Raw genomic sequence first — 14,475 nt, 5'->3', positions numbered from 1 at the left:
CATCGAGGTCCAGCGTAACCCTGGACCTCGCCGGATTCCCGATCACCACGCGTCCCACCGCCCGTCACGCCGACGCCGACCACGCCCCGCGCGGACGGCCGCTCATCGCCGGTCCCGCACGAGCCGGACCTGCACCACGTCGAGGTATCCGGACGCGAACCCGGCCTCGGAGTAGGCGAGGTAGAACGTCCACATCCGCCGGAACGTCTCGTCGAACCCGAGGTCGGCGATCCGCGGCCAGTTCGCCTCGAACCGCTCGCGCCACAGCCGCAGCGTGCGCGCGTAGTGGACGCCGAACGCGTCCGTCTCGTCGACCCGGAGGCCCGCACCCGCCGCCGCGTCCCGCATGGCCTCCTTCGACGGGATCTGACCGCCGGGGAAGATGTACTTGTGGATCCACGTGTAGGTTCCCGCCGACGCGATCATCCGGTCGTGCGGCATGGTGATCGCCTGGATCGCCGCGCGTCCGCCGGGAGCGAGGAGACGCTCGACGGTCGCGAAGTACGTGGGCCAGTAGGCCATGCCGACCGCCTCGATCATCTCGACGGACACGACGGCGTCGTATTCGCCGTGAACCGCGCGGTAGTCGAGCAGGTCGACGCGGATCCGGTCCTCGAACCCGCAGTCACGCGCCTTCCGACGCGCGTGCAGGCGCTGCTCGGCCGACAGGGTGACGGACCGGACCGTCGCACCGCGGGCCGCGGCGCGTACTGCCAGCTCGCCCCAGCCGGTTCCGATCTCGAGGACCCGCGTGCCAGGTCCGACCCCGGCGTGATCGAGCAGCCTGTCGATCTTGACGCGCTGGGCGCGGGCGAGATCGTGCGCCGTGGCGCGCTCCGCGGCGACGTCCGACTCGAAGTGCGCGCTCGAGTACGTGAGCGTCTCGTCGAGGAACAGCGCGAACAGCTCGTTGGACAGGTCGTAGTGCCGCGAGATGTTCGACCGCGTGTTGTCGACCGTGTTCTCCTCCTCCGGCGGCTGCGACGGCAACACCAGGCGTCGGAGTCGCTGGAGGGCGGGCGGCACGAGTGTTCCGACCCGTTCGGCGAACGGGACGAGGACGCCGACGAGGTCGTCCGCCGTCCATTCGCCCGCCATGTACGCCTCGCCCAAACCGATCAGGCCGGACGATCCGAGACGTCGGAACATCGCATCGGGGTCGACGAGGGTCATCGTCGGCCCGCCTCCCCCGGCCTCGGACCGGGTGCTCCCGTCGTCGACGGTCACCTGCGCGGCGCGTGCGGTCCTGCGGAACAGCACGCGCGCGGCCACGCCGCGGACCGCCGCCGCCGCGGAGTCGGGTGCGGGCTCCACCGCGGGTCTGCCGGTCCGGTCGGTTCGGGAGATGGACGGGCGGTCGTCTCGGTCGACGGTCATCAGGCTGCCTCTCGTCGTGCGGTTCGGGGTCGGGGGACGACCGGGACGCCCGCCGCCCACAGTCGGATGCCCTGGAAGCGGATGCGCAGCGTCACCAGCCAGGGCGCGAACGGCGATGTGAGATTCGCCCGCAGCACGGCCGGGATCGTGGCGGGTCGGGCACGCCCGGACACTGCGGCCGTGAACGGCGGCTGCCCGGCACGGTCGAGGACGACCGCGACCGACACCCGGCCGTCGGGTGTCGGCTCGGGCAGTCGGAGTCGGTACTCGCCGTCGACGTCGTTGAACGGCGACACGTAGAACTCCTTGTCGACGACGGCGCGTCCCTCGTCGTCGGTGCGGACCAGGTAGGTGTGTCTGCCGCCGTACGTGTTGTGGACCTCGGCGACCACGTACGCCAGGGCGCCGTCCCGGTCGTGGCACCAGTAGACGCTCAGCGGATTGAACGTGTGGCCCGCCACGCGCGGTGAGGCGAGGGCGACCACTCGGCCGGTCGGGGCCTCGACTCCCTGCGCGCGCACCGCGTCGTCGAGCTTGTCCCGCAGCGACCGGCCCGGCGACGACTCCCGCGCGAAGTGATCGTCCGGCGCGAACCGCGCGAGCCACCCGAGTCCGATCGGCAGCGTCGGCGGGCTGTCCACGTCGATCAGCCAGAGCAGCCCGCGGTAGGCGAACCGGTGGTCGACCGGCGCTCTCCGCACGTGCGTTATCCGGACCGGGACGATGTGCGCGCGAGTCATCGCGCCGCCTCGGCGAGCCGGTCGTCGCCGGTCCGTCCCCACCGTCCGCCGAAGCCGAGCGCGGCCGCCGCGCCCGCCGCCGCGCCGTCCTCGTGGAAACCCCACCCGCGGTACGCGCCCGCGAACGCCGTCCGTGGCGTGCCGACCTCGGCGAGTCGGCGCTGCGCCGCGACGGAGTCCAGGTCGTACACCGGATGCTCGTACGTCATCTCCGCGACGATCCTCGCCGGGTCGACGAGGTCGGTCCGCCCCATCGTGACCAGCGCCCGCTCGGGCGACGACGGAAGACGCATCAGGCGGGTCAGGTCGTAGGTGACGGCGACCTCGCGCCCGTCGTCGCGGATCTGGTAGTTCCACGACGCGCGGGCCCGCTCGGCACGCGGGAGCAGTGCCTCGTCGGTGTGCAGGACCGCGTGCTTGGCCGCGTACCGGATGGCCCCGAGGACCGAGCGCTGCACCGCGGTCGGCTCGTCGAGCAGCGCCAACGCCTGGTGCGGGTGCGTCGCGACGACGACCGCGTCGTACACGTCCGTCGTGTCGGCGGTGCGCAGGACGACGCCGTCGGCGCTCTCGCGCAGCCCGATCACCGGCGACGACGTCCGGATGGCTCCGCCGGACGCGTCGATCCCGCGCGACACCGCCTCGACGTAGGTCGCCGATCCGCCGACGACGGTCCGCCACGTCGGAGACCCGAACACCGTGAGCATCCCGTGATGGTCGAGGAACGTGAACAGGTGGCGGGCCGGGTAGTCGGCGGCGGTCGCGGAGTCGCACGACCACACCGCGGCGACCAGTGGCAGCAGGAAGTTGTCGACGAAGTAGTCCGACAGTCCCGCCGTGCGGACGAAGCGGTGCAGCGGGACGTCGTCCGACGGCCCGTCGAGCAGTTCGCGGGCGAGGCGGTGGAAGCGGCGGACCTCGACGAGCATCCGGAGATGACGCGCGCTCGTCAGGTTCCGGACGGAGGGGAACAGCCCGCCGATGCCGCGGGCCCCGGCGTACTCCAGGCCGGTGGCCTCGGAGGTGACCGACATCGACATGTCGGTCTCCCGAGTCGCCACCCCGAGTTCGGCGAACAATCGCAGGAGTGTCGGATAGGTCCGGTCGTTGTGGACGATGAATCCGGTGTCGACGCGGTGTGCTCGCCCGTCCGACGTCGTCAGCCGCTGGGTGTGCGCGTGCCCGCCGAGCCGTCCGTCGGCCTCGAAGACGGTGACGGTGTGCTCGCGCGACAGCAGGTGCGCCGCGGTCAGGCCCGCGACTCCGCTTCCGACGACTGCGACGGACGATCGGGGCGGCAGTGGTGATGGAGTGTTCACGCACGGCATTCGGAGCCGCGCGAGGATCGGATGGGTCGAGCCCGATCAGGCCGTCATCGACCGAGTTGATGCCGCAGCGACGCCTCCAGCGTCGGATGCCGGAACGTGTGTCCGACGGCGTCGAGCGCACCGCACGACACGTGCTGATCGGCGGCGGCCAGTTCGCGTGCGCCCTGTCGGCCGAGGAGCAGCGCCGGCCCGAACGCGGGGACCGGAAGCACCGCCGGACGGCGGAGCACCCGGCCCAGGGTCGCCGCGTACTCCTGGGCGGTCACCGGTCCGGGCGCGACGGCGTTGACCGGGCCGTCGAGCCTGTCGTCGAACAGCGCGCGGAGGTAGACGTCGAGCAGATCGTCGAGGTCGATCCACGACAGCCGTTGGCGGCCGGTTCCGATGCGACCGCCGAGCCCGGCCGCATAGATCGGGCGCTGCAGTCGGAGGGTGCCGCCGAGCGGGCTCTGGACGATGCCCGTCCGGACGTGGACGCTTCGCACGCCAGACACCCGCGCCGCTCGTTCCCACTCGTCGACGACGTCGGCCAGGAATCCCCCGCCCTTCGACGACGACTCGCTCACCGCATCCGGTCGGTCGAACCCGTAGAAGCCGATCGCCGACGCGCTGACGAACGTGCGGACCGTCGGCGACGCCGCGGCGAGATCGGCCAGGCGGCGTGTCGGCTCGACGCGGGAGTCGCGGATCGCCGCCTTGTGGCCGTCGGTGAACCTGCCCGCGATCGGCTCGCCCGCCAGGTGCACCACCGCGTCGACGTCGTCGAGCAGGTCCGATGCGGGCGACGCCGGGTCCCACAGTCGAGTGTTCGGACCGTCCGCTGCCCGCCGGACCAGCCTGATCACGCGGTGACCTCCGGTCGACAGGAAGGCGCACAGCGCCGAACCGACCAGCCCGGACGCGCCCGTCACCGCGATCGTCGACGGGGCGAGGCCGCCGCGCCGCGAGGTGCGGTGCGCGGCGAGATCGTCGGCCACCTGACGGTGCCGGAACTCGAACGTGGACCGGAGGAGCGCCTCCGGCACCGGGGTGCGCACGCGGTCGATCATGACGGTGCCACCGCCCGGAGCCTCCCGGAAGTCGTGCACGTGACGCCACGGCCCGGCGAGCGCCGCGGGAGCGCTCGCCGGGCCGTCGACGACACGCTCGTCGACGAAACGGTGCGGCGGCGAGAACTCCGCGCCCATGTGCTGGGCGTGCCACACCAGACCGGCGGGCAGGCCCAACACGGCCCGGCCGTCCGCCAACGAGCCGGCCTCACTCATCGCGCGCATGGGCTGCCACGGCGGAAGGAGGCGGCGCAGCGCCCCCGGACGCCCGAACCAGTCGAAGACCTCGTCGATCGGCGCGTCGACGGTGCTCGTGAACTCGATGCTCATGACTCCAGCCTGCCCGTGACGGACGTCGGCCGCCGCTACTTCTTCGCGGGCGGCATCAAGACCCCGTCGATCAGGTAGACGGTCGCGTTCGCGGTGTGCACACCGCCGCAGATCACCGATGCCCCATTGACCTTGAGGTCGTCGCCGCTTCCGGTCACCTCGAGCGTCGACCCCTCGACGGTCTTGTGTTCGCCCACGACGCTCGACGGCGCCGTCTGGCCCGAGACGACGTGGTAGGTCAGCAGAGACGTGAGCCCGGGCGCGTCGGTCTTCAACGAGTCGAGGGTCGCGGCCGGGACCTTCGCGAAGGCGTCGTCGACCGGGGCGAACACCGTGAACTCTCCCCCGTTGAGCGTGTCGACGAGGTTCACGTCAGGGTTGAGCTTGCCCGACACCGCCGACGTCAGCGTGGTCAGCAGCGGATTGTTGGACGCCGCGACGGCGAGGGGCTCCGTCGACATGCCGGTCACCGACCCCGGTCCGGTCGGCACCTTCTTCGCGTAGTCGCCGCAGCCGGGCCCGACGAGGTCGGCCGCCGGATCGGCGGTCATCGCACTCGTGGCCGTCATCGCCGTGGTCGACGTGTCCGCCGCGCTGGACGAGTCGTCGTTCGAACATGCGGCCGTCGTCGTCGCCAACGCTGCCGCGAAGGCCACGGCCGCCATTTTCACTCCGGTGTTCTTCGTGATCCTCATCGACTGCTCCCTTGTCGTGAGTCCCGGCCGATCGCCGGCGACTCGATGTGTGACAGGAGCCATTCGGAGCGGTCGACGGATCGGATGGGTGCGGTCCGCGGCGCGGGGGCACCGACCCATCCGCTGCCGCGGCGGCGTCGAATGCCGAGCATGAACTCACTCGTGCTCATCGGATTCGTCGGCGGCCTGATCACCGGGATCTCGCCGTGCATCCTCCCGGTCCTGCCTGTGGTGTTCCTGTCGGGCGCGCAGAACACCCGCGACGACGACGGCGAGCGGCCGGACCTGCGACGACGCTTCGTCGAGGGGAGCCGCCCCTACCGTGTCATCGCCGGGCTGGTGGTCAGCTTCGCCACCGTGACGCTCGTCGGGTCCAGCCTGCTGTCGCTGCTCCGCCTCCCCCAGGACGCGTTCCGCTGGGCGGGCCTGATCGTCCTGACGACGATCGGCGTCGGATTGATCTTCCCTCCCGTCGAACGACTCCTGGAGAAGCCCTTCTCCCGCCTCCCCACCCGCCGGGTCGGGCAGGGCAAGTCCGGCTTCGGGCTCGGGTTGGCGCTCGGCGTCCTCTACGTCCCGTGCGCGGGTCCGGTCCTGGCCGCGATCGTCGTCGCCGGAGCCACCGGCCGCATCGGCGTCGACACGGTCGCGTTGACCGTGTCGTTCGCGGTAGGAGCCGCGCTTCCGCTGCTGGTCTTCGCTCTCGCCGGTCGACGGATCGCCGAACGCGTCGCGGGCTTCCGGAAACGGCAGCGGGCGATCCGGGTCGCGGGCGGAGTGGTGATGATCGCGCTCGCCGTCGGCCTCGTGTTGAACGTGCCCGCGGCCCTGCAACGCGCGATCCCCGACTACACGGGGGCGCTGCAGGACTCCGTCGGCGGCACCGACGGCCTGACGTCCCGACTCCAACTCGGCGGCATAGTGACTGACGAGAACCGGGAGCTCGCCAACTGCGACGACGGAGCCGACCGGCTGCAGAGCTGTGGCGCCGCGCCTCGACTCACGGGTATCAGCCAGTGGTTCAACACGCCGGGCGACGCCCCGCTCACCCTCTCGCAGCTGCGCGGAAAGGTGGTGCTCATCGACTTCTGGGCGTACTCGTGCATCAACTGCCAGCGGTCCATCCCCCACGTTGTCGACTGGTACGACAGGTACCGTTCCAGCGGGCTCGAGGTGATCGGTGTGCACACGCCCGAGTACGCCTTCGAGAAGGTGCCGTCGAACGTCGTCGACGCCGCGGGACGGCTCGGCATCACGTACCCGATCGCCCTGGACCCGTCGTTTTCCACGTGGACCGCGTACCGGAACAGCTACTGGCCCGCCCAGTACCTCATCGACGCGTCCGGCACCGTGCGGCACATCGAGTTCGGCGAGGGCGGGTACGCCGACTCCGAGCGCCTCATCCGGGAACTGCTCGTCCAGGCCCGACCGGGCGTCTCGCTCCCGCAGCCGTCCGAACGTCAGGACACGACCCCGACCGAGGCGACGACGCCGGAGACCTATCTCGGAATCGGGAAGGTCGTCAACTATGCGGGCGGCGGCTCGTACGCCGCGGGCGTCGGCGACTTCTCACTGCCCGCCGACCAGCCGGACGACTCGTTCGCCCTCGGGGGCCGGTGGACGCTCGACTACCAGGGCGCGACCGCCGTCGCCGACTCGTCGATCGCGCTCGAGTACCGGGCCAAGCACGTCTACATCGTCGTCGGCGGGACCGGGAGCCTGCGCGTGACCAGCGGCTCGGCGACCTCGACCGTACCGATCGACGGCCCGCCGACCCTTCACGAGATCGTCTCGACCGCCGACGACGACCGCGGTCGTGTGGTGGTCGCGGCGTCGCCGGGGCTGCAGGTCTTCTCGTTCACCTACGGCTGACGGACGGACGTCAGTCGGCCACCGTGTGCGGGAGTTTCACCGATCCGGCCGCGACCTTCGCCGGGCGCGACGGCGGCGGGACGACCGGCCCGACATCGCCGTCGGGGGCGGTGTCGAGGTCGACGAACACCGGCGCGTGATCGCTCGGTTTGGTGCCCTTGCGGGCCTTGCGGTCGACCCACGACGCCCGCACGCGCTCGGCGATCGGCGATCCGGCGAGGATCAGGTCGATCCGCATGCCGAGGTCCTTGTGGAACATGCCCGCACGGTAGTCCCAGTACGTGTAGATCCGCTCGTCGGGCCACCGCTCGCGCATCACATCGTGCAGGCCGAGGGCTTCCAGTGCGGCGAGCGCGTCACGTTCGCGGGGCGTCACGTGGGTGTGCCCGACGAACGCCGACGGGTCGAAGCTGTCCGCGTCGGTCGGGATGATGTTGTAGTCCCCGCAGATCATCGTCGATTCGGCCTCGTCGGCGATGGCCGCGCGCAGCGCCTCAAGCCACGTCAGTTTGTAGAGGTAGTGGTCGGAGTCCACTTCGCGGCCGTTCGGCACGTACAGGGAGTGCACACGAACGCCGCCGCAGACGGCGGAGATCGCGCGTCCCTCCGGATCGGCCGCCGGGTCGGGGAAGCCGGGAGCACCGGGGAACGCGACGCGGACCTCGTCGAGGCCGACTCGGCTCAACAACGCGACACCGTTCCATTGGCCCTGGCCCGCGTGGGCGAACTCGTACCCGCGGGCCGTGAGCTCGTCGCCGAGTTCGGCGGCGAACGCGTCGTCGGACACCTTCGTCTCCTGCAGACAGACGACGTCGGGCTCCCGCTCGTCGAGCCACGGCAACAACCGCGGGATCCGCTGCTTCACCGAATTCACATTCCAAGTCGCGACACGCATGCCGACAACGGTAGTCCGGCGCAGTCCGAGATCAGTGGTGGCGTCGGCCGATCTCGGGCCGCGGAGAGTCCGCCCGCGGCGACGGTTCGATCCGGTGGAGCGCGAGCACGGCGGCCCGCTCGTACACCGGTAGGACGGCCGGTCGCGACGCCACTCGTCCGAGAACGACGCAGGTCATCAGGCGCCGCATTCCTGGGCGTAGCCGAATCGCGCGTCGTTGCACCAGGTGGAACCGCGGCCGAGGTTCATGTAGGTGATCCCCTTCGCGCTCCTGACGAGGCGGCCGTAGTACACGGTGCCCGCACGCATCGGCACGCCCGCACCGTAGGTCTTCACGCGCTTGCGCAACTGAACGCGGATGCCGCCGTTGCGGGTGACTCCCCACGACACGAGATGCTTGGCGCCGTCGGCCGCGCCGGAGAAGATCGTCATGTAGCCCCACCCGTTCGAGTTGAGCGCCATGCTCCGCGTGTGTCCGATCCACTTGCCGGTGTACTTCGCCCCGGCCGGCCCCACCTGTTTCACCTGGTGCACACCGACCGGCGGCACGGGCGTCGCGGTCGCGGGCGCGGCGACGAGGCCGAGAGCGGCCACGACGGACAGGAGGACGGTGAGGACCTTCGTGGAGTAGCGCATGCATCGACGGTACGACCGCTAAGCGGGCCCGTCGGTCGATCGGCATACGGCTGCGCCAGTGGACGGAGTGACCGTCGGGATCAGCGCAAGTAGGCGCCGCCGTCGATCCGCATGGTGCTGCCCGTGAAGTACCGAGAGTCGTCGCTGCACAACCAGAAGGCCGCACCGGCGACGTCTTCCGACTCGACCTTGTCGATGGCGATCGCGGGAACGAGGACCGCGCAGTCTTCCGGAGTGGCGACATTGGTGTAGAAGTGGTCGACCATCGGGTTCTCGACCATGGGCGTCGCGACGCCCGCCGGACAGAGGGCGTTGACGCGGATCCGGTGGCTCGCGAGCAGGCTCGCATAGTTGGCCGCCATGTTCACGACGCCTGCCTTCGCCGCGGCATAGCCGAGGTTGCCCATCGAGTGACCGATCTCGGTGCGCATCATCGGCTGCTCCGCCGCCATCGACGCGATGAGGACGATGGAGCCGCCGTCGCCCTGTTCGACGATGTGCCGATAGGTGGCTTCGACGGTGTTCATGACGCCGGTCAGCAGTACGTCGAGCGCCAACGTCCAGGCTCCGCGCTCGTTGGAACGGGGACCGTAGAGCGGCATGACTCCGGCATTGGCGATGACGAAGTCGATGCGGCCCAGCTCGGCACGTCCACGCTCGGCGAGTCCCTCGAGGAACTCGTGATCGCGGACGTCGCCCCGCTCCCAGTACATGCGCCGGCCGAGCGCCTCGACCTGCGCTGCGGTCTCGTCGAGGTCGGCCTGGGTGGCGAGGGGGTACTCGATGCCGTCGATGTCTTCGCACAGGTCCATGCCGATGATGTCGACGCCCGCGGCGGCCAGCCGGAGCGCGTGAGCGCGGCCCTGCCCACGGGCCGCACCGGTGATGTAGGCGACTTTTCCTTCGAGGCTGACGTTCATGAGTGCCCTTTCGTGGCATGAGGACTATAGGTTGGTTGTAGGACCTGTTATCTGAATCATATCAAATCGAGAATGTGATGCAGGAGGCGAATCCGCTCACGCGCGAGACGCGAGCGCGGCGGGACCGGCTACGTCGCGTCGTCGGGGACGAAGGTCTCCAACCACAGCAGAATGCGGGCCATGTGCGCGTTGACCGCCGCACGGGCGGCGGGGACGTCGCCCGCGGCGATCGCCTCGACGATCGCTCGATGCTCATCCACCGACTGCGACAACTGACCCTCGTGCGAGAACGTCGCGACACGGGAGTCGAGCAGGACGCTGTTCGACATGTGGATCAGCTTGGGCAGCAGTTCCCCGTCGACGCTGTCGGCGATGCGGAGGTGGAAGTCGCGATCGGAGTCCGCCGCGGCGCGGTAGTCACCCGACTCGGCCGCCGCCTCGAACTCGCGGGCCGCCTCGCGGATCGACTCGATCGCCTCCGGCCGACCGGCCACCGCCACTTCTTGAGCCGCCAGTTCGTCGAGCGCGCCGCGCACCTTGATCATCTCGATCATCTCCGCGTGGTGAATCTCCAGGTACTTGGAGAACGGCGCCATGTACTGCTTGTGGACGCTCTCCCGCACGAACGCGCCCCGACCGTGCTGGATGCTGATGAGATTCATCGCCTCCAGTCCGGCGAGCGCCTCTCGCACGCTCACCCGACTCACGCCGAACGACTCGCACAGCTCGCGCTCGGAGGGCAGGGCCGCGCCCGGCGCGAACTCGCCGGTCTCGATGGCCTCGAGCAGCTGCTTGCGGACCTGCTGCGTCGGGCTCACCCGTCGCACCGCCGTGAACTCCGCCCCCGCTCCCGTCGAGACGGGAGCCCTATTAGTTTTCGCGGTCATACCGACTTCTCTCGTCATCATGTCCGATACACCGTCGCGACCCCGGGAGGAGCGCCACGCGATCCGAGCATGCGGAATTACTCACCCTAGCCGCCTGGGCGGCGGCCGGCGCGACCAGGTGTCTCGTCATCGGACACCGCCTCACTCGTCGCGCACCAGACCTCCCGGTCGCATGAGCGCCGGAACCAGCCGCACGGCGACGGTCAGCAGGAGCAGCGACACGGCCGCGCCGATCGCCGTGTCGGCCAATCGTGCCAGCAGGTCCGACTCGTCCAGCGGCATCGCGTAGCCCAGGCTCACGAAGACCAGCACGGTGATGAACACCAGCGCCTCCACGTAGTACGCGACGACGAGGAGCTGCGTGAAGAACTGACACACGACGATGATCGCTATGCCAAGCACCAGCGGCAACGGCAACGAGGGGAACAGGGTCAGCACCCCGACACCGATCGCCGTTCCGACGACCCGCTCGACCGACTTGCGGAACGAGATCGCACCGCCGACGACGGGCATCACCGACGCACAGGTGATCAGCGCCCAGTACGACCGTGGCAGACCGAGCAGATGGACCGTCAGTTCAGAGATCGCACCCGACACCACGATCAGCCCGACGACGGCGCCGATCGCGGGCCATCCCGGCGAGAGGTCACGCACTCGAGTGGTCCGTTCCAGATCCTTGAGCATCGTCGACGCCATACCTGGCGCAATGCTCGGCACGGCGCCGTCGTGCGCGACGCGCCGCACCAGCCAGCCCGACATGCAGAACGCCCACGACACGACGGTCGCGAGAACGGCGAGACCGATGCGCATCGCGGCGTCGCCCGCCCCCGCGACCGGGATCACGCCGCACACGCCGAGGGAGATGGCCGGGAAGAACGGCTGCGCCGGGACCAGTTCGTACCGGTACGCCATGATCACGGCGATGGGGATCATGACGGCGAACGCGCCGAATCGCACCCATTCACTGCCGTGGGCCCAGGCGAGCAGCACACCCGCGATGATCGCGCCGGTGTTGAGGACGCCGGCGAGCGCGACGGTCCGACCGCGCGTCGCGTACGTCTCGTTGCCGCCGTATGCGGCGCAGAAGGCGCCGAACATCGTGTAGGCGGACAGATCCACGCGCCCGACGATCCCGAGGATCACCAGCCCGACGCCCGCGAGCACCGCCGTCCGCGCGGCGACCTCCGAGCCGCGGAACACGGCGGCGAATCCTCGCCAGCGGCGCGAACACCCGTACAGCACACTCATGGGTAAGATCATCCTTCTCACGTAACGTACATTTTTCCCGTCCCGATGCGACGGACACGACAGCGGGGGCGTGCACGCATGACCGAGCCGAAGAACAGCGCACCGAAGTTCCAAGCCGTCCGCAGATTCGGCCCGACGCAGCAGGTGCGGGAGCAGTTGTTGGCCGCCATCCAGAAGGGCGACCTCCCACCGGGGTCGGCCCTGCCACCCGAACGCGAGCTGTCCGAGACGTTCGGGGTCAGCCGAGTCAGCGTCCGACAGGCCCTCGCCGCCCTGGAAGCGATGGACCTGGTGACCATCCAGCACGGCCGGGGCGCCTTCGTCCGCGACACCCCGGACGATCAGTACGGGTCTCGCGTCAAGACCTTCATCTCGGTCCACCGCGACAGTCTCATCGAGTTGACCGACGTCCGCGGGGCCCTCGACGAGCTGGCGGCGGCGAAGGTCGCGGCCGCCGGTGACCGGGAGGCGATCGACCGGATCCGCGCGGCCAGCGAGGCCTTCGCCGACGCGATCGAGCGCGACGACCTGGCTTCGGCGCCCGACCTCGACCGCCGGTTCCATCTGGCGATCGCCGACCACAGCGACAGCACGTTGCTGACGCGGCTGCTCCACGACCTGAACGACGTCCTCACCGAGTCGCGGGGGGCCACCTTCTCCTACCGGGGTCAGGCCGAATGCTCGGTCGTCGAGCACCGAGCGATCGTCGACGCCATCGCGGCGGGCGATCCGGACGCCGCCCGGCACGCCGCCCGCGCCCACATGGAGCGGATCAGCGCCTGGCTCCGATCCACCGACGATCGCGTCCCGTCGACCGACGACGCCGAACGGTAGGTGTCCGCCCGACGCCGTCGACGAGACCGTCAGTCCGCGGCGACGTAGTCGCTCCGGACCGCGTCGACCGAGGCGTCGCCCTTCATGTACGAGAAGGTCGGACGGTGCGGGATCGGGTACAGCGCGTTGGTCAGCTGGTCCGAACCGCTCTTGGACAGCCGCACGAGAACCAGGTACACCAGTCCGGAGAACGCCGCCGAGACCAGGATGTTGCCGTACTCCTGCGGGACCAGGTGGTTGACCGGGATGCCGACCGCGACGGCGATCATGGCGACCCAGTTGACACCTCCCCAGTACCAGTAGCGGCTGTCGCGGTGCGTGAACAGTTCGTCCACCTGCATCCCCCACCTCTGCAGGATCACGTAGTGGGCCACGAAGACGCCCGCCAGCGGAGCGAAGATGTTGCCGAGCGCGTCCATGTACCCGTCGAAACCGCTGATCAACGTGGACGACATCGACAGCGCGATGCCGAGGATGCCGACGCCGAGCGTGCCCCAGAAGCGGCCGACCCGCGAGAACAGCGAGGTGATCGCCAGTCCGGCGGTGTACAGGTTCTGCACGTTGATCATCCAGGCGTCCAGGACGACGTAGACGAGCAGCAGGACGAGCAGGATCCATGAACCGCGGGTGGTGTCGACGATGACGGTCAGCGCGCTGTCCTCGGGGCCCATGTCACCGCCGAGCGCGGCGACGGCGTAGCCGCCGATGAACGAGCAGATCAACTGGCCGACGATGGCTGCGAGCAGGGTGCCGAGCCACATCTCCTTGCGCGACTTGGTGTAGCGGCAGAAGTCGGCGGCGTCGGTGAAGTTCGTGAACCACGAGGTGCCCCACGCGAACGCCCAGAACGCCATCAGGGTGATCTGGCCGTGATCGGAGCCGGCGAACCTGAGCACCTCACTCGGCGCGTAGCCGTCTTCGGGGAACGTCATCAGCATGACGATGATGACGCACGAGAAGATCAGTTTGTAGACGAACGCGAACCGCGAGAGCTTGGCGAGCGCGTGGTAGCCGTACATCGAGACGACGAGCTGCAGGACCGCGCAGCCGACGCTGATCCAGATCAGGGAGAAGTCGCGGTCGAAGAGCCGGTGCAGGACCATCGCGATGCCGAGGGACGCGGCGACCGTCTGGAACGCGAACCAGTAGATGCTGGAGAGCGCGCGGAGGATCGACGTGATCGCGGCGCCTCGGATGCCGAAGATCGCACGCATGCTGACCAGGCCGGGGATCGCGTAGTCGGAGCCGACCGTCGCGGCGATCAGGTAGACCGAGAAGCCGATCAGGATGCTCAGGACACCGGTCACCATGGCCTGCCAGAAGCCGAGGCCCGCGGCGATCAGGATTCCCGAGATGGTGATAGTGCCCGGGTTGATGAGGAAGTTCAGGAAGATCGCGAAGATGTCCCACCAGCGAACGGTCCTCAGTTCATCGGGGATTCGCTCGACGCCGAACTGTTCGACGTTCTTGGGCTGCTTGTACTTCTCGGCGAGTTCGCGTTCGATCTGCTCGCTGGGTTTCACTGCGGAATGTGGATCAATCATTGTGTCCACCGCCTTACTCGAGGAGTGCTGTCGGCACTGCGGGTCGTTTGAAAGAGGTTCACTGCCCAGATCTGCGGAGCCTGGTCGGACGGGGACGTCCGAACCGGGCTTCTCGGGGAC

14 protein-coding genes are annotated in these 14,475 nt (G+C 69.5%); 2 read left to right on the top strand and 12 right to left on the bottom strand.

Annotated features, from left to right (window positions below; translation table 11 throughout):
• Positions 1-102: 102 nt before the first annotated feature.
• Genes GYB83_RS01455 through GYB83_RS01435 form a run of 5 tightly spaced genes read right to left on the bottom strand, consistent with a single transcriptional unit; the run spans position 103 to position 5,519 of the window.
• Positions 103-1,377, bottom strand: a complete 1,275-nt coding sequence (locus GYB83_RS01455) for an SAM-dependent methyltransferase (protein ID WP_161893793.1) — start codon at positions 1,375-1,377, stop codon at positions 103-105.
• Positions 1,377-2,117 carry a DUF1365 domain-containing protein gene (locus GYB83_RS01450; protein ID WP_161893792.1) on the bottom strand — a complete coding sequence of 247 codons (741 nt, stop codon included), beginning with the start codon at positions 2,115-2,117 and terminating at the stop codon, positions 1,377-1,379. Before GYB83_RS01450 ends, GYB83_RS01455 begins: the two co-directional genes overlap by 1 nt.
• Complete coding sequence (locus tag GYB83_RS01445; RefSeq protein WP_161893791.1) at positions 2,114-3,445, bottom strand: NAD(P)/FAD-dependent oxidoreductase; 1,332 nt, start codon at positions 3,443-3,445, stop codon at positions 2,114-2,116. Before GYB83_RS01445 ends, GYB83_RS01450 begins: the two co-directional genes overlap by 4 nt.
• A 44-nt stretch (positions 3,446-3,489) precedes the next feature.
• Positions 3,490-4,824 carry a TIGR01777 family oxidoreductase gene (locus GYB83_RS01440; RefSeq protein WP_161893790.1) on the bottom strand — a complete coding sequence of 445 codons (1,335 nt, stop codon included), beginning with the start codon at positions 4,822-4,824 and terminating at the stop codon, positions 3,490-3,492.
• Between the two features lie 35 nt (positions 4,825-4,859).
• Positions 4,860-5,519, bottom strand: coding sequence for a fasciclin domain-containing protein (locus tag GYB83_RS01435; protein ID WP_161893789.1), 660 nt, complete (start codon positions 5,517-5,519; stop codon positions 4,860-4,862).
• Positions 5,520-5,669: 150 nt separating this feature from the next.
• On the opposite strand from GYB83_RS01435, the gene GYB83_RS01430 reads away from it, so the two are divergent.
• On the top strand, positions 5,670-7,391 hold the full coding sequence (locus GYB83_RS01430; RefSeq protein WP_161893788.1) for a cytochrome c biogenesis protein DipZ: 1,722 nt from the start codon (positions 5,670-5,672) through the stop codon (positions 7,389-7,391).
• 10 nt (positions 7,392-7,401) lie between these two features.
• Here GYB83_RS01430 and GYB83_RS01425 read toward each other — a convergent pair whose 3' ends face one another.
• The 6 genes from GYB83_RS01425 to GYB83_RS01400 form a co-directional block, all read right to left on the bottom strand.
• Positions 7,402-8,286 (bottom strand): exodeoxyribonuclease III, encoded by an 885-nt coding sequence (locus GYB83_RS01425; protein ID WP_161893787.1) that lies wholly within the window; start codon positions 8,284-8,286, stop codon positions 7,402-7,404.
• 31 nt (positions 8,287-8,317) lie between these two features.
• A complete protein-coding gene (locus tag GYB83_RS01420; protein WP_161893786.1) occupies positions 8,318-8,464 on the bottom strand; it encodes a hypothetical protein in 147 nt (48 codons plus the stop codon).
• A complete protein-coding gene (locus GYB83_RS01415) occupies positions 8,464-8,922 on the bottom strand; it encodes a hypothetical protein (protein ID WP_161893785.1) in 459 nt (152 codons plus the stop codon). The genes GYB83_RS01420 and GYB83_RS01415 overlap by 1 nt, the downstream gene beginning before the upstream one ends.
• Before the next feature lie 80 nt (positions 8,923-9,002).
• Entirely contained in the window at positions 9,003-9,842 is an 840-nt protein-coding gene (locus tag GYB83_RS01410) for a mycofactocin-coupled SDR family oxidoreductase (RefSeq protein WP_161893784.1), read from the bottom strand.
• Between the two features lie 128 nt (positions 9,843-9,970).
• Positions 9,971-10,729, bottom strand: coding sequence for a FadR/GntR family transcriptional regulator (locus GYB83_RS01405; RefSeq protein ID WP_161893783.1), 759 nt, complete (start codon positions 10,727-10,729; stop codon positions 9,971-9,973).
• Between the two features lie 141 nt (positions 10,730-10,870).
• Positions 10,871-11,977, bottom strand: a complete 1,107-nt coding sequence (locus GYB83_RS01400; RefSeq protein WP_161893782.1) for an FUSC family protein — start codon at positions 11,975-11,977, stop codon at positions 10,871-10,873.
• Positions 11,978-12,055: 78 nt separating this feature from the next.
• Between GYB83_RS01400 and GYB83_RS01395 the strand changes: the two genes are divergently transcribed.
• A complete protein-coding gene (locus tag GYB83_RS01395) occupies positions 12,056-12,811 on the top strand; it encodes a FadR/GntR family transcriptional regulator (RefSeq protein ID WP_161893781.1) in 756 nt (251 codons plus the stop codon).
• A gap of 29 nt (positions 12,812-12,840) precedes the next feature.
• Here the strand turns inward: GYB83_RS01395 and GYB83_RS01390 are convergent, their stop codons facing one another.
• Positions 12,841-14,334, bottom strand: coding sequence for a purine-cytosine permease family protein (locus GYB83_RS01390; RefSeq protein ID WP_161893780.1), 1,494 nt, complete (start codon positions 14,332-14,334; stop codon positions 12,841-12,843).
• Positions 14,335-14,475 lie beyond the last annotated feature (141 nt).

Source organism: Gordonia spumicola, assembly GCF_009932475.1.
GTDB lineage: Bacteria > Actinomycetota > Actinomycetes > Mycobacteriales > Mycobacteriaceae > Gordonia > Gordonia spumicola.
Note: the sequence above shows the minus strand (reverse complement) of the source record. Positions and strands in the feature narration are given on the sequence as shown.